The sequence below is a fragment of the Olsenella kribbiana genome, from assembly GCF_036408795.1.
GTDB lineage: Bacteria > Actinomycetota > Coriobacteriia > Coriobacteriales > Atopobiaceae > Olsenella_L > Olsenella_L kribbiana.
Genome location: NZ_JAZGJP010000001.1, coordinates 116,659 through 134,264, shown reverse-complemented (window position 1 = coordinate 134,264; position 17,606 = coordinate 116,659). Strand labels below are relative to the sequence as shown.

Annotated in this window: 16 protein-coding genes; 4 read left to right on the top strand and 12 right to left on the bottom strand. The window is 60.4% G+C overall.

Features of this window, described 5'->3' with window-relative positions; all coding sequences use genetic code 11:
* The first annotated feature begins 27 nt into the window (after window positions 1-27).
* Window positions 28-900, top strand: a complete 873-nt coding sequence (locus VXJ24_RS00590; protein WP_330970977.1) for an alpha/beta fold hydrolase — start codon at window positions 28-30, stop codon at window positions 898-900.
* Here the strand turns inward: VXJ24_RS00590 and VXJ24_RS00585 are convergent.
* The 12 genes from VXJ24_RS00585 to VXJ24_RS00530 all read right to left on the bottom strand — a co-directional run bounded on the left by VXJ24_RS00585 (window position 897) and on the right by VXJ24_RS00530 (window position 12,906).
* Window positions 897-2,132: an acetylornithine/succinylornithine family transaminase gene (locus VXJ24_RS00585; RefSeq protein WP_330970976.1), complete on the bottom strand. Its 1,236-nt coding sequence runs from the start codon at window positions 2,130-2,132 to the stop codon at window positions 897-899. The genes VXJ24_RS00590 and VXJ24_RS00585 overlap by 4 nt on opposite strands.
* Window positions 2,133-2,136: 4 nt before the next feature.
* A complete protein-coding gene (gene argB, locus VXJ24_RS00580; RefSeq protein ID WP_330970975.1) occupies window positions 2,137-3,018 on the bottom strand; it encodes an acetylglutamate kinase in 882 nt (293 codons plus the stop codon).
* A gap of 21 nt (window positions 3,019-3,039) precedes the next feature.
* The gene (argJ, locus tag VXJ24_RS00575; protein ID WP_330970974.1) at window positions 3,040-4,314 is read right to left on the bottom strand and encodes a bifunctional glutamate N-acetyltransferase/amino-acid acetyltransferase ArgJ; all 1,275 of its coding nucleotides are present in this window, start codon (window positions 4,312-4,314) and stop codon (window positions 3,040-3,042) included.
* 87 nt (window positions 4,315-4,401) lie between these two features.
* Window positions 4,402-5,481, bottom strand: a complete 1,080-nt coding sequence (argC, locus tag VXJ24_RS00570) for an N-acetyl-gamma-glutamyl-phosphate reductase (RefSeq protein ID WP_330970973.1) — start codon at window positions 5,479-5,481, stop codon at window positions 4,402-4,404.
* Window positions 5,482-5,663: 182 nt separating this feature from the next.
* Window positions 5,664-7,082, bottom strand: a complete 1,419-nt coding sequence (locus VXJ24_RS00565) for a sensor histidine kinase (RefSeq protein ID WP_330970972.1) — start codon at window positions 7,080-7,082, stop codon at window positions 5,664-5,666.
* 1 nt (window position 7,083) lies between these two features.
* Window positions 7,084-7,761 (bottom strand): response regulator transcription factor, encoded by a 678-nt coding sequence (locus VXJ24_RS00560; protein WP_330970971.1) that lies wholly within the window; start codon window positions 7,759-7,761, stop codon window positions 7,084-7,086.
* Window positions 7,762-7,763: 2 nt separating this feature from the next.
* Complete coding sequence (phoU, locus tag VXJ24_RS00555; RefSeq protein WP_330970970.1) at window positions 7,764-8,429, bottom strand: phosphate signaling complex protein PhoU; 666 nt, start codon at window positions 8,427-8,429, stop codon at window positions 7,764-7,766.
* 1 nt (window position 8,430) lies between these two features.
* Window positions 8,431-9,183 carry a phosphate ABC transporter ATP-binding protein PstB gene (pstB, locus tag VXJ24_RS00550; RefSeq protein ID WP_330970969.1) on the bottom strand — a complete coding sequence of 251 codons (753 nt, stop codon included), beginning with the start codon at window positions 9,181-9,183 and terminating at the stop codon, window positions 8,431-8,433.
* Window positions 9,183-10,007, bottom strand: coding sequence for a phosphate ABC transporter ATP-binding protein PstB (gene pstB, locus VXJ24_RS00545; protein WP_330970968.1), 825 nt, complete (start codon window positions 10,005-10,007; stop codon window positions 9,183-9,185). The genes pstB (VXJ24_RS00550) and pstB (VXJ24_RS00545) overlap by 1 nt, the downstream gene beginning before the upstream one ends.
* A complete protein-coding gene (gene pstA, locus VXJ24_RS00540) occupies window positions 10,004-10,939 on the bottom strand; it encodes a phosphate ABC transporter permease PstA (RefSeq protein WP_330970967.1) in 936 nt (311 codons plus the stop codon). The genes pstB (VXJ24_RS00545) and pstA overlap by 4 nt, the downstream gene beginning before the upstream one ends.
* Window positions 10,932-11,873 (bottom strand): phosphate ABC transporter permease subunit PstC, encoded by a 942-nt coding sequence (gene pstC, locus VXJ24_RS00535; protein WP_330970966.1) that lies wholly within the window; start codon window positions 11,871-11,873, stop codon window positions 10,932-10,934. The genes pstA and pstC overlap by 8 nt, the downstream gene beginning before the upstream one ends.
* A gap of 100 nt (window positions 11,874-11,973) precedes the next feature.
* Window positions 11,974-12,906 carry a phosphate ABC transporter substrate-binding protein PstS family protein gene (locus VXJ24_RS00530; protein ID WP_330970965.1) on the bottom strand — a complete coding sequence of 311 codons (933 nt, stop codon included), beginning with the start codon at window positions 12,904-12,906 and terminating at the stop codon, window positions 11,974-11,976.
* 391 nt (window positions 12,907-13,297) lie between these two features.
* Between VXJ24_RS00530 and VXJ24_RS00525 the strand changes: the two genes are divergently transcribed.
* From VXJ24_RS00525 to VXJ24_RS00515, 3 genes are all read left to right on the top strand, one after another.
* Window positions 13,298-13,789: a MarR family winged helix-turn-helix transcriptional regulator gene (locus VXJ24_RS00525; RefSeq protein WP_330970964.1), complete on the top strand. Its 492-nt coding sequence runs from the start codon at window positions 13,298-13,300 to the stop codon at window positions 13,787-13,789.
* 26 nt (window positions 13,790-13,815) lie between these two features.
* Window positions 13,816-15,654: an ABC transporter ATP-binding protein gene (locus VXJ24_RS00520; RefSeq protein ID WP_330971160.1), complete on the top strand. Its 1,839-nt coding sequence runs from the start codon at window positions 13,816-13,818 to the stop codon at window positions 15,652-15,654.
* Window positions 15,655-15,734: 80 nt separating this feature from the next.
* Window positions 15,735-17,585, top strand: a complete 1,851-nt coding sequence (locus VXJ24_RS00515; protein ID WP_330971159.1) for an ABC transporter ATP-binding protein — start codon at window positions 15,735-15,737, stop codon at window positions 17,583-17,585.
* Window positions 17,586-17,606 lie beyond the last annotated feature (21 nt).

The following is a 17,606-nucleotide window of genomic DNA, read 5'->3' as shown; positions in this document are numbered from 1 at the left end:
GCTTTCCTTTGGAAAGGACCTTTCCCCATGCATATGCCTGTCCCGCCACAGCTCCATTTTCCCTCGCCCTATGAGCGCCCCCATGTGGCACCTCTCAGAGCTGAGCTTATCGAGCGTCCTGATGGCGCGAGGATCGCTGCCTTTGCCTATGGGGCAGATGCGCCCTGGAAAGAGAATCCAGAGGATGCACCCGTCCTCTTCCTCCATGGAAATGGCGAGGAGCATGGCATATTCGGACCGACGATCGATGCGGTCGTGGCAGGCGGAAATCCTGCCATCGGTGTCGATTCGCGTGGCCAGGGCAAGAGCACACGGGGATCAGAGCATCTCACCTATGAGCTCATGGAAGCAGATGCCCTTGCCGTGATGGACGCATGGGGCATAAGCAAGTTCCACATCCTCGGCTTCTCGGATGGCGGCATCCTGGCCCTTCTTCTGGCACGCGACTGTCCTGAGCGGGTCCTCTCCTGCACGGCATCCGGCGCAAACCTTTCGCCCGAGGGAATCTACAGCGACGGCTGGGATGTTGAGGGTGCAGCACGCGAGCTCGACGAGTGGGCAAGCTGGACAGAGTCGCTCGATCCGGCAGGTGCCATAGACCCTGCGCTTTTTACTCCTGCCGCAGCAGAGGCACGCACGACCGCAGACCTCCTTCGCCTCATGGACGAGGAGCCCCATATCGAGGCAAAGAGCCTCATGTCAATCTCCTGTCCGACCACGATCATGGCGGGAGAGAATGACGTTATAAAGCCCGAGGAGACCGAGGCTATCGCCTCTGCCATCCCAGGCGCAGAGCTTGTGATTGTCCCAGGCCATGGCCATACGCTTCCGAAAGAGGCGCCCCAGGATGTGACGGACGCGCTCTTCCGGACGATGGTAAGGGCCTGCGAGGAATCCTAGGCTTCTTCGAGGATCTTCCCCAGGCGCTCGAGCATCGTGTCGATCTCAGCGTTGGTGATGACAAGAGGAGGCAGGAAGCGCAGGATCGAGTCGCCGATGTGGTTCAGGATGAGGCCTGCCTCAAGGCCCTTGTCTACAGCCTCAGTCGCAAACGGTACATCGAGCTGGGCTCCACGCATGAGGCCATGCCCTCTGACCTCGGTCACATGTGGAAGCTTCGCGAGGCCTTCTGCCAGATGGTTTCCTGCCTCGATCACGTGCTCGCCGATGTCCTCCTTGACCATCTCCTCGACGCAGGCACGTCCTGCCGTCGCCGCAAGGCAGTTGCCGCCGAAGGTCGAACCATGGTCGCCCGGATGCATGAGCGAAGCGACCTCTTCGCGAGCGCACACAGCACCCATCGGGAAGCCGTCCGCGATGCCCTTCGCAAGGGAGACGATGTCAGGCTCGATGCCGGCAAGCTGGTAGGCGAAGGGAGCGCCGGTACGGAAGAAGCCGGTCTGCACCTCGTCGATGATGAGCATGAGGTGGTGCTCAGAGCAGAGCTCGCGAGCACGCTTCAGGAATGCTGCCTCAGCCGGCCAGACGCCGCCCTCGCCCTGGATGCACTCGAGCATGACAGCACAGAGGGGACCGGTGCCTGCCGGAGGATTCACGATGGCAGCCTCGAGGGCATCCGCATCGTTCAGCGGGAAGGCCGCAAATCCTGCTGGCATCGGCAGGAACGACTTGTGGAAGGCTGCCTGGCCGGTCGCTGCAAGCGTTGCGAGCGTACGTCCGTGGAAGCTCCGCTGCGCTGTCAGGATGCCCGTAGCGCCGCCGAGCTCCTCTTCGCCCCAGCGGCGTGCGACCTTGATGGCGCCTTCGTTTGCCTCGGCACCGGAGTTGCCGAAGAAGGTCTGCCACTTCGTGCCGGTAGAGCCCGTGATGTGACCCTCTGCATCCGTCGTCTTCGAGAGCAGGTCCGAGAGATCATGCGCAAGCTCCGCCCTGTTCTCCGCATAGAAGTAGTTGCTTGTCTGCCAGACCTTGCCGACCTGCTCGGCGAGGGCATCACGCACGACCGGGTTGCAGTGTCCCAGAGAGACCGCGCCGACGCCTGCCAAGAAGTCGAGATATTCCTTGCCCGTCGAGTCCACGAGAGTGGATCCATGGCCAAGCACCGGCTCGATCGGGAGCCGGCCATAGGTATGCATAACGTACTCGGCGTCTTCTGCCATGAAATCAGCCATATTGCTACTCCTCATCCTGTACAATCATCGTGCCGATGCCGGCATCCGTGAACACTTCCAGAAGCAATGCATGCGGGAAGGTGCCATTGAGCAGATGGACTTCCTTGACGCCGCCTTTGAGCGCTTCTACGACCGAGGAAATCTTCGGAATCATGCCTGCTGAGAGCGTGCCGCTTCCCAGCAGCTCTTCTGCCTCGCTCTTCGTGAGCTGCGAGATCAGCGATTCCTCATCCTCCACATCGCGGAAGAGGCCATCCACATCCGTGAGATAGACGAGCTTGTCGGCACCGAGGGCGCTTGCAACCTCTGAGGCTGCGACATCGGCGTTGATGTTGTAGAAGCCATCCTCTCCGCAGCCGACGCTTGCAATGACGGGGATATAGCCATCATCGAGCACCGACTCGATGAGCTCGGTATTCACGTGGGTGATCGTGCCGACTCGTCCCAGCGCGGGATCGGTCTGCTCCACCTCGAACGTCATGCCATCTGCACCCGAGATGCCGACACCGACATTGCCGTAGGCGTTGAGGCCACGGACAAGCGTCTGGTTGACCTTGCCGATGAGGACCATCTGCACGGCTTCCATCGTCTGATCGTCGGTGATACGGAGTCCACGCTCGAACTTCACAGGGATATCGAGCTGCTTCAAGAGGGCATTGATGGCCTTGCCACCACCATGCACGAGCACGATTCTCAATCCCATGAGCTTCATGAGCATGAGGTCGCCCACGACCTGGCGCATGAGGTCTGCATTCTCCATCGCAGCGCCGCCGTACTTCACGACGACCGTGCGGCCGTTCATCTTGTTGATCCAGGGCAGGGCCTCGGTCAGGACCTCTGCTTTCTGTGCGGCTTCGCTTCTGCGCTTGCGCTCTTCTGCCTTCATTGAAATATCCTTTCCTGAGCGCTAGCTCCGGTAGTCGCCATTGATCGAAACGTAGTCATGCGTGAGGTCGCAGGTCCAGATGCGGCAGTGCGCGCTCCCCTGCCCGAGGTCTATGGCTATCGGCACCTCGTCTGCCTTGAAGCGCACGAGCATGTCATCCTCATCGACCGGAACCGGCTGTCCCTTGCGGCAGACCGCAACACCCAGAAAGTCGATATCGACCTTCGTCTGGTCGAAGGGAACGCCGCACTTGCCGGCTGCGGCTGCAACCCTGCCCCAGTTCGCATCATTGCCGAAGACGGCGCACTTCACGAGCGGCGAGTTCGCGATGGCACGCGCCACGGTCTCTGCCTCTGCGTCTGTCCTGGCGCCGACGCAATCGACCGTGATGAGCTTCGTCGAGCCTTCGCCATCTGCCGCGATCTGGCGCGCCAGCTCCTGGCAGAGCTCCTTCAATGCTGCCGCAAAGACGGCAAAGTCCGCCGAGCCTTCCTGGATCTCAGGGCCACCAGCCGCCCCTGTTGCCATAAGGAAGCAGGAGTCGTTCGTCGAGGTATCGGAGTCGACTGTGACCTTGTTGTAGGAGTCCTGGACCGCAGCAAGAAGCGCTGCATGCGCTGCCTTCTGCGAGACATTTGCATCGGTCGCCACGACGGAGAGCATCGTAGCCATGTTCGGCTGGATCATGCCGGAGCCCTTCACGAAGCCGCCGAGGTGGATCTTCGTGCCCGAAGGCAAGGTCCCCTGAAGTGCTGCCTCCTTCGGGTGCGTATCTGTTGTCATGACTGCCATGGCCGCATCATGCGCGCCTTCAGCGGTTGCTGCGAGCTTTGACACGGCTTCCGGGATGCCCGACTCGAAGGGCCCCATCTCGAGCTGCGGGCCGATGACGCCGGTCGATGCGACCTCGACCTCGCTGTCTTCGCAGCCGAGCGCCTCGGCGAGCATATGGGCGGATTCTTCTGCATGCGCGAGTCCCAGCTCTCCTGTCGCGGCATTCGCGATGCCGGAGTTGAGCATCACCGCACGGATCTTGCCTGTGGCAGCACGCTTGCGGTCGAGCTGGACCGGAGCTGCGCAGAACTGGTTCTGCGTGAACGTGGCGGCGCAGATAGCCATCTTGTCGGCGACAACGACAGCCAGATCGAGCCTTTCGGGATTCTTCCGGAAGCCAGCGTGGACGCCAGAGGCCATCACGCCTTGAGCGGCACAGACACCGCCTTCTGAGGTTGAGAAGCCTTCCGGCATGGCCCCGGTAGCAGAGACAGGGACCGCAATAGGTTCATATGCATTCATTTGTTTTTCAGGCCTTTCGAGCAGAGGCAGCTTCTGCTGCCGGATGGACGGAGACGTGCAAGTTATGTCTCCTCTGCCCGCGACCGATCATGCCAGGGGCTGTATGAAATCGAGCCCTTCTGTTTCCGGGAGGCCGAAGACGGCGTTTGCGCACTGGATTGCCTGTGCCGCAGCGCCCTTGCCCAGATTGTCGATCGCGCAGGAGACGATGGCCATGCGTCGTCGTCGCGTATCGAATCCAAGGCCCACCTGGGCACGTGCGGAGCCAGCCACAGAGGCAGTCTGCGGCATCTGGCCCTGGGGCAGCACCTCGACAAGGGGCTCCTTCTCATAGCGTGCTGCATAGGCACCAAAGAACTCATCTGCCGTGGCATCTTCTGCCATGGGCAGATAGACGGTAGCCAGAAGGCCGCGCTTGAGCGGAGCCAGGTGCGGCGTGAAGACGACAGAGATGGGATGTCTGGCAGCAGCCGAGAGCGTCTGCTCCATCTCAGGGGTGTGCCTGTGATGGGCAACGCCATAGGCCTCGACGGACTCGTCGGCGTGGCAGAAATGAGTGCGTGCATTGGGCGTCCTGCCGGCACCGGTGACACCGGAGATGGCATCGGAGATCACAAGGTCGCCAGAAACGAAGCCTGCTTCGAGCGCCGGCACCGAAGCAAGCGCCGTCGCCGTTGGATAGCAGCCAGGAGCAGCCACCAGCACGGCCTTGCCGTTTTCACGCTTCTCGGCGAGCTTTGCAAGGTCTTTGCGCGCTAGCTCGGGCAGCCCATAGACCGCCTCGTCCAGAAGCTCAGGAGAGGTGTGCTTGACGCCGTACCACTCCTCATAGACTGAGGCATCCTTCAGGCGGTAGTCAGCAGAAAGATCGATGACGGAGACGCCAGCTGAAATAAGCGCAGGCGTGAGTGCCAGAGACGCCGTATGCGGCACCGCGAGAAAGGCGACATCTGCTGCTGCGGCGATATCCTCTGCGACAGGTGCCGAGAAGGCCAGGTCCGTGATGCCGGCGAGGCCGGGATAGACCTCGGCGAGCTTCGTGCCGACAAGCTTTCTGTCTGTTGCCATCGCCAGTTCGAAGGAAGGATGGCGGAGAAGGAGCCTCACAGCTTCGATGCCAGCATAACCAGTAGCACCTACGACGCAGGCACGTATGCTCTGGGACATCACCAACACCTCATCTTTCCTTGAATCTCATGTATGCACAGTCACGTATCAGGCGGCTTCGATTTGTTGCAAGCATCCTAGCACGCATGAGGTGGATGAGCCCCGCAAGCTTGCGTTGTTTTCCTTCTGGACACATTCCTGCAACAGTGCGGATGCAGGTGCCGAGTAGAAGTTAGGACAATCTATCCATTATTCTGCATAGCTTCATCGGCACTCGGGAACGTGACCGTGATGGTCGTCCCCTCGCCGAGCTTGCTCTTGAGATCGATCTTCGCGTTATGGAAAGCGGCAGCATGCTTCACAATAGCAAGGCCGAGACCTGTTCCTCCGTTGGAACGAGAGCGGCTCTTGTCGACACGGTAGAAGCGCTCGAACACCTTCGGCTGCGCCTCTTCGGGGATGCCGATGCCGGTATCGGATACCGATACGGTCGGACGACCCGCTATCTGATACACCCAGACGTATACCTTGCCATTTACGCGGTTGTAGCGGATAGCGTTGTCGCAGAGATTCGATACCATCTCATCGAGCAGCCCCGCATTGCCGACGACCATGCACTTCTGCCCTTCGAGCGTAAGGCGCACACCGGCACGCTTTGCCTTGTCCTGGAGGCGGTCCGTAACGTCTCCTGCAATCTGGTAGAGGTCGCATTCTGTCTTGGGGCCCAGGAGCTGCGAGTCGCCCGCACGCTCCGACTCATCCATCTTGGAGAGCGTCAGGATGTCGCTCACAAGCGACGAGAGGCGCCTGGCCGAGCTGTAGATGCGTCCGGCGAACTCAGGGATGTCCTCGGGACGGGCAATGCCGTCACGTATCAGCTCAGCAGCGCCCTGGATCGAGGCAATCGGTGTCTTGAGCTCGTGTGTCACGTTCGCCGTGAACTCGAGCCTATAGGCGTCAGCATCTCTCAGCTTGTCCATCTGGGCTATGAGCTCTGCCTGCTGGTCGTTCAAGCGGTCTACCAGAGGCTCAAGCTCACGGTAGGGAGCCTCTGCCTTGGCAGCTGTCGTATCGATATCAAGTATGGGCTTCACGAGGCGCTTCGAGAGCATGCGGCTTGCCGCCCAGGCACCGAGCACGACGAGCGCGACAATCGAGACAAGAAGGCCGATATCGTGCGTGAAGATCGCTGTCACGGACTCCCGGTCCTCAGAGAGCCTCAGGACGTCGCCCGAGCCAAGCCGCTGCGCGTAGTAGAGCGAGACATTGCCTGCGGTATCGGAGGGGCGCTCGGTCTCCCCGGTGCCAGAAGACAGAGCCTCCTGGATCTCCTGTCGGTCTGCGTGGTTCGGCAGGCTCGAAGCCTCGAACTTTGTGTCGTAGATGACCGTGCCGTCAGGAGCGACGAGCGTCGCCCTCATCTTCTGCGGTGTCAGCATGCGCACGATATCCTGATCCGTATCGGTCGTATCGTCGGAATTGAGCGATGCCGCTATTGTTGCGCACTGGTCTGTCAACTCATGCTTTGCATCGTCGACGAGCGTCGCATGGAAGACAAAAGCCGCCGCAAGCGTGGCCACGACAGCCACGCCCACGGCGAACATTGTGAGCGCTCTGAAGATGATGCTGGAAAGAGACCGGGCCTCATGCTTCTCAGCCATGCTATCCCCTCAGACGGTACCCCACGCCTCTGACCGTCTCGATCAGGTCGGCTGCATCTCCTAGCTTGGAGCGCAGCGTCTGGACATGGACATCGACCGTGCGCGACCCGCCATCGAAGTCCCAGCCCCAGACACGCTGGAGCAGGGTCTCGCGCGTGAAGACCTCGCCCGGCGAGCGCATCAGGAACTCAAGCAGATCGAATTCCCTCATCGTGAGCTGGAGCTCCTCGCCGTTCAAGGTCACTTCACGCCTGCTGGGCCAGAGCGTGAGCGGCCCGCACTTCAGGACCTCGGCGTGCTGCGACTGCGAGTGCTTGCCGACATGGCGGAGCATGACGCGGACACGGCTCACCATCTCCATCATGCCGAAGGGCTTCGTGAGATAGTCGTCTGCACCCATATCGAGGGCACGGACCGTATCGAGCTCGGTATCCTTCGCCGTGAGCATCATCACGGGAACATCCTTGAGCTCAGGCGTCTGGCGGATCCTCTTCAGGATCTGGATGCCGTCGGTATCGGGCAGCATGATATCGAGGAGGATGGCATCAGGCACGCGTTCAGCGCATCCGCGCCTGAACTCGACATCGGAGTCGAAGCCTCTGGCATCGATGCCCGCCTGCGTCAGCGCATAGATCGTGAGATCGCGGATATTCTTGTCGTCTTCGACGTAGTAGACCACAGCTAGTCCTTGTCCCCCATCGTGCGGCCGCGGTAGCTTCCCGTAGCCCTGAAGATTGCCCAGTCAGCAATGCTCTGGGAGTGGTCGCCCATGCGCTCGTAGTATTTGGCGATGGTAAGGACTTCCGGAGCGACAGCTGCCGGCTCGGCACCAGTCTTCAGCAACTCTACTACATCGCTGCGGATCTTTTCAAAGAGTTCGTCGACGCCGTTGTCAAGCGGGAAGACCTCCTCGGCCATCTTAACGTCTGAGCCCTCGAAGGCCTTGAGTGCCTTCTCGACCATGCGGGCAACCTTCTCGGCGAGCTGCGCCAGCTCGGGAGCAAGCTCGGAATGTGCGATATCGTACTCTTCGATGAGAAGGGCTGTCTCGTAGGCCATCTCATCGATGCGGGCAAGGTCTGTGATGGAGCGGAAGCAGCCCGTGACGAGACGCAGGTCGGATGCAAGCGGCTGTTGCAGGAGCATGAGGTTCATGCAGGAATCCTCGATGCTGCGGCGGAGCCTCTCGGAGTCATTGTGGCGGTCCTGGACATCCTTGGAGGCGCCGGAGTCCGCGTCGCCCACGGCGCGTGCCGTATCGCGAATGGACTGGACAACCTGGTTGCCAAGCTCGGTCATGTGCTCGGACAGGGTATTGAGCTGCTTGAGATATGCGGTTCTCGACATATTAGCCAAACCTTCCTGTGAGGTAGTCCTCCGTCTGCTTTTCCTTCGGTGCGGTGAAGATCTGCGGCGTCGATCCGCACTCGATGAGCTTGCCCAGATAGAAGAAGGCAGTCACATCGGAGATGCGGGAAGCCTGCTGCATGTTATGGGTGACGATGATGACAGTATGCTCCTTGGCAATCTGCTGCGCGAGCTCCTCGACAAGGCCGGTAGAGATCGGGTCGAGAGCGCTTGTCGGCTCGTCCATGAGGAGGACATCCGGGTTCACGGCAAGCGCACGTGCGATGCAGAGACGCTGTGCCTGGCCGCCGGAGAGCGAGAGTCCGGAATGGTCGAGCTTGTCCTTGACCTCATCCCAGAGGCCGACGCCCTTGAGCGTGGACTCGACGATTCCGTCAAGCTCGGACTTCGAAGGACGGCCATGACGGCGGAGGCCATAGGCCACGTTATCGTAGATGGAGATGGGGAACGGATTCGGCTTCTGGAAGACCATGCCGACACGGCGCCTCAGCTCATAGACATCGATGTCCTTGTAGACATCGGTCTCGCCGAGCTTGACGGTGCCTGTGACCTTGCAGCCCTGGACACGGTCATTCATGCGGTCGAGGCAGCGCAGGAGCGTCGACTTGCCGCAGCCTGAAGGCCCGATGAAAGCCGTGATCTTGCCGGCAGGCATGTTCACGGAAATGTCGTGGAGGGCCTGGAAGTCCCCATAGAACAGGTCGAGATGCTCGACCGATATTGGTGTCGCCATTATCCAAACCTTCCCGTCAGATAGTCGTCGAGACGCTGGTCCTTCGGATGGGAGAAGAGCTCTGCCGTCTCGCCGGTCTCGATCATGTCGCCCAGAAGGAAGAAGGCGGTGCGGTCGGAGACGCGCATGGCCTGCTCCATGTTGTGGGTGACGATGATGATGCACATGCCCTGCTGCGCGAGGTCGCGGATCGTCTCCTCGATCGCGAAGGTGGCGATCGGGTCGAGGGCCGAGCAAGGCTCGTCCATAAGGATGACATCAGGGTTCATGGCAAGGGTGCGTGCTATGCAGAGACGCTGCTGCTGGCCACCGGAGAGCGCATAGGCAGAGCCATAGATCTTGTCCTTGACCTCATCCCAGATGGCAGCCTGCCTGAGACTCTTCTCCACAAGCGCATCGAGGTCTGCCTTCTTCGTGATGCCGTGCTTCCTGGGTGCGAAGGCGATGTTCTCGTAGATGGACTTGTGGAACGGGTTCGGCTGCTGGAACACCATGCCGACATGGGTGCGCAGGGAGAACGTATCGATCTTGTGCTGGTTGATCTCCGTGCCGTGGTAGTAGATCTCGCCGCCGATCCTGCAGTTCGGAATCTCGCGGTTCATGAGATTGAGGCAGCGCAGGAAGGTGGACTTGCCGCAGCCTGAAGGGCCGATGAGGGCTGTGACGGAGCCGAGGCCGAACTCGAGGCTCGTGCCCTTGAGGGCACGCTTCTCTCCGTAGTCGACGGTGACATCGACTGTCTTGATGGCTGCCTCGCCTCCAGCGTAGCTGCTCTTGCCTGCCGGCGTCACGAGCGATGCTGCCATGGTCTGATTCATGCTCATTCGGCCGTCATCTTCTTCCCCATATGCTTGCCCACGATGCGGGCGATGATGTTGAAGGCAAGGATGCAGACCATGAGGACTGCTGCGGTGCCCGCAGACACGGCAGAGAGGTCAGGCACGACGCCCTCGGAGTTGATCTTCCAGATATGGACGGCAAGCGTCTCGGCAGGCCTGAACACGTTGAGCGGGTTCGCCTGGCTCGTGATCGGTGCTGCCCAGTTGAGAGCCGGTGCCGACTGGCCTGCCGTGTAGATCAGCGCTGCTGCCTCGCCGAAGACGCGTCCTGCGGAGAGGATGACGCCGGTGACGATGGCAGGCATGGCGGCAGGGATGAGCACCTGGGTCGTTGCCTCCCAGCGGGTGAGGCCGAGAGCAAGGGCAGCGTCCCTCTGGTCGCGCGGCACTGCCTCGAGCGCCTGCTCGATGACGCGGACCAGGATAGGCACATTGAACATCGTGAGCGCGAGGGCGCCAGAGAGGATCGAGAAGCCCCAGCCGAACTGCAGGACGAAGATCAGCATGCCGAAGAGGCCGACGACGATCGAAGGGAGGCTCGAGAGCGTCTCGATCGCGGTCTTCGCGATGCTCGTGACAGGACCGACCGGTGCGTACTGCGTCAGGAAGATGGCACCGCCAAGAGAGATCGGGAGCGAGATAAGTAGCGTCAGGATCAAGAGATAGAACGAGTTGAAGAGCTCAGGTCCGATGCCACCGCCTGCCTTGAACTGCTCAGGCTTCGCCGTAAGGAAGTGGATATCGAAGAGCTTGCAGGCACCCGAGACGACGATGTAGGCGATGATCGCGACAAGCGCGATGAGGATGAGCACGACGATAGCGGTCAGGATGCCCGTTGCGATCTTGTCCTGGGTCTTGGCCATCTTCGTGGACTTCGTCGCCGTGAAGGCCGTGGCCTTCGCTTCTTCGCTAGTCATTCTTGGCCGCCCCCTTCCTGCCGATCAAGTGGACTATCAGGATGAAGAAGAGCGACATCACGAGAAGCACGAGAGCGAGCGACCAGAGGACATCGTTGTAGACGGTGCCCATGGCCTCATTGCCCATGCCCATGGTAAGGACGGACGTGAGGGTCGCTGCCGGCGTGAAGAGGCCCTGCGGCATCTGGGCTGCGTTGCCGACGACCATCTGGACGGCAAGTGCCTCGCCAAAGGCTCGGGCCATGCCCATGATGACAGCAGTCAGGATGCCCGGAAGCGCAGACGGGATCACGACGTGCAGGATCGTCTGCCACCTCGTGCAGCCAAGGCCGTAGGAGCCATCGCGATAGGCCTCAGGAACAGCGGCGAGAGCATCGGTGGAAAGCGACGTGACCGTCGGCAGGATCATGAAGGCAAGGACGATCGAGCCTGCCATGATGCCGTAGCCGGTGCCGCCTGCCCAGGAGCGGACCCAGGGGACGATGATGGAAAGGCCGACAAGGCCGAAGACGACAGACGGGATGCCCGTGAGGAGCTCGATCATCGGACGGAAGACCTTGCTGCCGAAGCCCGGCTGGATCTCGACGACGAAGATTGCTGCGCCGAGCGCGAACGGAAGCGCCAGCACGCAGGAAAGGAGCGTGACAGCAAACGAGCCTGCGATCATGGGGAGAGCTCCCATGAGCGGCTGGCCATCATCGCCTGTCTGGTGCGGGTTCCAGGTCGTGCCCGTAATGAACGAGCCGAAGCTGATGCCGTCTGCCGTGAAGGTCGCAAGGCCTCTCGAGCAGACCATGAAGATGAGCGTCACGACAAGAAGAACGACGAAGAGCACGCAGGCTCCGGTCAGGATCTTTCCCTTCCGCTCTATCCGGTACTTCGAGGAGGAGCCTTCGGCTATGCTCCCCGCAGCACCTGTACTGTTAGTGGACACTGTTCCTCCTGAAAATTGCAGCTGCATGGCAAGACGGCACCTGGCGCATGTGCGCAGATGCCGCCTCGCATGCCGCTAAAAGGCGGCTGGGCCAAAGCCCTTACTTGTTCGTGACGTTGCCGTCTGCGTCACGGGCGACCTTCATGCCAGTGACAGGGATGTAGCCCGTCTGCTCGACGAGGGAGCCCTGGACATCGTCGGAGAACATGTAGTCGATGAAGGCCTGCGTGGTCTCGTCAGGATCTGCTGCGGTGTACATATGCTCGTAGGCCCAGATCTTCCAGTCGTTGGTCTCGACGTTGGCTTCCTTTGCCTCGACGCCGTCGACCTTGAGTGCCTTGAAGGTGTCAGCGAAGTAGGAGAAGGCAAGGTAGGAGATGGCACCCGGGGTCTGGGCGACCATGGATGCGACGGTGCCGGAGGAATCCTGCTCCTGCGGCTTGAAGGACTCGGGGACCTTGTCGGAGCCGAGAACAGCGGACTCGAAGGTTGCACGGGTGCCGGAGCCGGAAGCGCGGTTGATGACGACGATGTCCTGATCGGAGCCGCCCACGTCCTTCCAGTTCGTGACCTCGCCCATGAAAATCTTCTTGAGGTCGGCCATGGAGATGTCGTCGACCGTGACCTCAGAGTTCACGACCGGGCCCATGCCGACAACGCAGACCTGGTTGTCCTTGAGCTTCTTTGCGTCATCCTTGTTGGAGAGCTTCTCCTCGGCGAAGACATCGGAGTTGCCGATCTGGACAGCACCCTGGGAGATCTGCGTGATGCCCTGGCCGGAACCGCCACCCTGGACCGTGATCTGGACATCCGGGTAGGTCTCCATGAACTGCTCGGATGCAGCCTCGACGAGCGGCTGGAGTGCCGTGGAGCCGACAGCGGTGATGCTGCCGGACAGATTCTTCGTCTCGCTCGAGCTGGAGTCTGTGGTGGACGTGCTGCCACCGCCGCAGGCGGCAAGGCCGAGACCTGCGAGTGCTGCAGCGCTTCCGCTCATAGCAAGGAAGCCGCGACGGGTAAGGCTCTTTGACATATCTGTCCCTCCTGAGACTGGGCAGCCCTTCGTGTATATTCGGAAGTTCCTGCATGGTGCACGGCTGCCCTCTGCTGATTTGAATGCTAGGGCCTGAAAGAGCTCCGAAATCTGCGCCCACCCGTCTATTACGCAGCTTTGATACCGGCTTACATGTCCTTTACAATCCCAGTTCAGCGACTCTGTTTATATAGGGAAGCCATTGCGTGGCTTCCACAAAGGCAGTTTTCCTGCACGGTTCTCTCCCCCGGCGCACCTCCTCTGCACACTCTGTACATAGTTGTCTAGGTACCTTGACATCTATTTGCTAGGTACCTAACATTTTATAGGAAAAAACATTTGCTCACCTTGCGATTCCACAGGCGGGCCCGAGAATCAGAAGAGGTGAAACATGGCAAACGGAACGGGGGCACGCTGCTGCAGGCCCCCTGAGCATCGTTCAGAATCGACAATCGAGCACAGCATCATGCAGGACTTCGGCTACTTCGGTCACTTCATGCATGTGCACAGCGGCGGCAGGAGCGGCAAGCAGCATATGCTCATCAAGCTCAGCCTTGCAGGCGGCACGCTCCAGCAGCGCGACCTCCAGAACTCGGAGCCGATCAGCTCCGCATCTCTGTCCGAAGTGCTGACGAAGCTCGAGCGTGAAGGCCTTATCGTGCGCACGCGCTCCGAGAAGGACAGAAGGCAGCTCGATATCACGCTGACCGATGCTGGCTGGAAAGAGGCAGAAGCGCTTGCCAAGCGCCGGCAGGCATTCGAATCCCATGCGTTCGATATCCTCACGGACAACGAGCGCACGCAGCTGCTCGAGACGCTTGACCGGCTGGTCGGTCATTGGAATGAACTGGAAGACGAGAGAAAGAAGGCGATGCCGGAGTGAAATTGACCCGAAGCATCAAGAATGCGATGGAGGCGGGCACGGACAGCACGCTTCCAGAATACGGACTGAGGGAGATAGTGCATACGCTGGCGCAGTCGCTGCGCGAGTACCGCAAGTATGCGTGGGAGACCCCTTTGCTCGTAGCCTTCGAAGCCATCATCGAGTGCACCATTCCGTTCTTCACGGCGCAGCTCATCAATCAGATTGCAGCAGGAGAGCCGCTTGAAGGCATCATCCCTTCTGCTGTCATCTTGATCTGCCTCGCCCTGGTCTCGCTTGCGTTCGGCACCGCTGCAGGCGTCACCTGTTCCATCGGTGCGACCGGCCTTGCCAAGAACCTGAGGCATGACCTGTTCCACAAGATCCAGGGCTTCTCGTTCGCCAATATCGACCGCTTCTCTACAAGCTCGCTCGTGACGAGGCTCACGACCGATGTCACGAACGTCCAGCAGGCCTACATGATGATCATCCGCATGGCCATCCGCTGCCCGATGCTTGCCATCTTCTCCATCATCATGGCATTCATCTCCGGCGGCCCCATGGCAGTCGTCTACGTGATCGTCGCCTTTTTCCTTGGCTATGCCATCTTCAAGATCGCGCTTACAGCCATGCCGATCTTCCGCCGCATCTTCCGCAAGTACGACCGCCTGAACGATTCCGTCGAGGAGAACGTCTCCGGCATCCGCGTCGTCAAGTCCTATGTGCGCGAGGATTACGAGAAGCAGAAGTTCAATGAGGCTTCCGGCACCCTCTATCATGACTTCGTGCACGTGGAGCGCATCCTTGCCTGGAACACGCCTCTCATGACGCTGGCAGTCGATATCATCTACACCTTCGTCATCTACTTCGGCTCGATGGCCATCGTCACGACCCAGTCGCAGGCCATGGGCGTGGGCCAGCTCTCCGCGCTCATCACCTACGGCTTCTCTCTCCTCATGAGCCTCATGATGTTCTCCATGGTCTTCGTCATGATCACGATGGCTGAAGAGTCCTCGAGGCGTATCTGCGAGGTCCTGCAGGAGAAGCCGACGCTTGCCAACCCCGAGCACCCGATCATGGAGGTGCCAGACGGCTCCGTCGATTTCGACCACGTGAGCTTCAAGTACTCCGAGAAGGCAGAGCGCCCCGCGCTCAAGGACATCGACCTCCATATCAAGAGCGGAGAGGTCATCGGCATCCTCGGCGGAACCGGCGCCTCGAAGTCGACCTTGATCCAGCTCATCAGCCGCCTCTACGATGCGACGGAAGGCACCGTCAAGGTTGGTGGCCACGATGTGCGCGACTACGATCTCGACACGCTCAGGAATGAGGTCGCCGTCGTGCTTCAGAGGAACGTCCTCTTCTCCGGCACCATCAAGGACAACCTCCGCTGGGGCAACCAGAATGCGACCGACGAGCAGATGCTCGAGGCCTGCAAGCTTGCCCAGGCAGACGAGTTCATCCAGCGCTTCCCTGACAAGTACGACACCTATATCGAGCAGGGCGGCACGAATGTCTCTGGCGGCCAGAAGCAGCGCCTCTGCATCGCCCGTGCCCTCCTGAAGAACCCGAAGGTCCTCATCCTCGACGACTCCACGAGCGCTGTCGACACGAAGACCGACCGCCTCATCCGCCAGGGCTTCAGGAGCTTCATCCCAAGCACGACCAAGATCATCATCGCGCAGCGCACCTCCTCTATCGAGGATGCCGACCGCATCGTCGTCATGCGTGACGGCCAGATCGATGCCATCGGCACGCACGACGAGCTGCTGCGCACGAACGACATCTACCGCGAGGTCTACATGACCCAGAACAAGCAGTCCCACGACGAGAAGATGGGCATCCTCGAAAAGGATGCCGAAGCAGGAAAGGAGGCCACGAAGTGAGCGAGGAAGCAACCAAGAAGCAGCAGGCACCGGGCCGCGGCCATGGTGCACAGAATCCCGGCACAACGTTCAAGCGCATCATGTCGCTTGTCTTCCACTACTATCCTGGCCTCGTGACCATCCAGATCCTCTGCATCGTGGCAGCCGCCATCATCGCCTCGGTGCCTTCGATCTTCATGCAGCAGGCCATCGCCGTCGTCGAGGACACGTTCCAGACCGGCGACTGGGCAACGGCGCAGCCCCAGATTCTGCGCATCGTCCTTACGCTCATCGGATGCTACGTCGCCGCCCTCGCTTGCAACATCGGCTGGACGCAGCTTGGCGCCGTCATCTGCCAGGGCACGATGATGAAGGTCAGGAACGAGATGTTCTCTCACATGGAGGACCTCCCGATCCGCTACTTCGACACCAACAAGCACGGCGACATCATGTCTCACTACACGAACGACGTGGATACCCTGCGCCAGTTCATCGGTCAGTCGCTCCCGAACCTCTTGACGACCATCATTGCCATGATCTCTGTCGTCTACATCATGTTCTGGTATTCCGTGCCGCTGACGCTTGTCGTCCTGGTCATGGTTGCAATCATGATGGCCCTGACACGTGTGCTCGGCGGCCGCTCTGCCCACTTCTTCCTGGCGCAGCAGCGTGCTCTTGCGGCCGAGGAAGGCTTTGCCGAGGAATCCATGAACGGCCAGAAGGTCATCAAGGTCTTCACGCATGAGAAGCTGACCGAAACTGACTTCGACAAGGTGAACGAGCAGCTCTTCCAGGCCTCGAAGAACGCGAACATCTACGGCAACACCCTTGGCCCCATCCTCATGAACACGGGCAACCTTGCCTACGTAATCGTCGCCCTCGCAGGCTGCATCTTCCTTGTCGCCGGCATCCCGAACCCCTCGATCTCCGGCATGATCCTGGGTATCGACATCATCGTCCCGTTCCTGAACCTCACGAAGCGCTTCGCAGGATCGATCGGCCAGGTCTCCCATCAGATCAACTTCGTCGTCATGGGCCTTGCCGGTGCCGAGCGCATCCTCTCGCTTCTCGACGAGGAGCCTGAAGAGGACAACGGCTATGTCACGCTTGTCAATGCCAAGCGCGCCAAGGATGGCTCGCTCGAGGAGACGGACGAGCGCACCGACCTCTGGGCCTGGAAGCACCCGCACGAGGATGGCTCTGTCACCTACACCCAGCTCGAGGGCAAGGTCGACCTCTACGACGTGGACTTCGGCTATACGCCCGAGCACATCGTGCTCCACGACGTGACAATCCATGCGAAGCCGGGCCAGAAGGTCGCCTTCGTCGGTGCGACCGGTGCCGGCAAGACGACGATCACGAACCTCATCAACCGCTTCTACGATATCGACGACGGCAAGATCCGCTACGACGACATCAACATCAACAAGATCAAGAAGGCAGACCTGAGGCGCTCCCTCGGCATGGTCCTCCAGGACACGAACCTCTTCACCGGTACCGTCATGGACAACATCCGCTACGGCAGGCTCGACGCGACAGATGACGAATGCGTCGCAGCTGCCAAGCTCGCAGGCGCCGACTCCTTCATCACGCGCCTTCCTGAGGGCTACCAGACGATGCTCAGGGACAACGCCGCTTCCCTTTCCCAGGGCCAGCGCCAGCTCCTCTCGATTGCCCGCGCCGCTGTCGCAGATCCCCCTGTCATGATCCTCGACGAGGCAACATCTTCGATCGATACCCGTACGGAACAGATCGTCCAACGCGGCATGGATGCCCTCATGCAGGGACGCACCACCTTCGTCATTGCCCACCGCCTCTCGACGGTCAGGAACTCCGATGTGATCATCGTCCTCGACCATGGCCGCATCATCGAGCATGGCACGCACGACGAGCTCATCGCCCAGAAGGGCACCTACTACCAGCTCTACACCGGCGCCTTCGAGCTCGAATAGCCGAGGGTTCCAGAGAGCGTC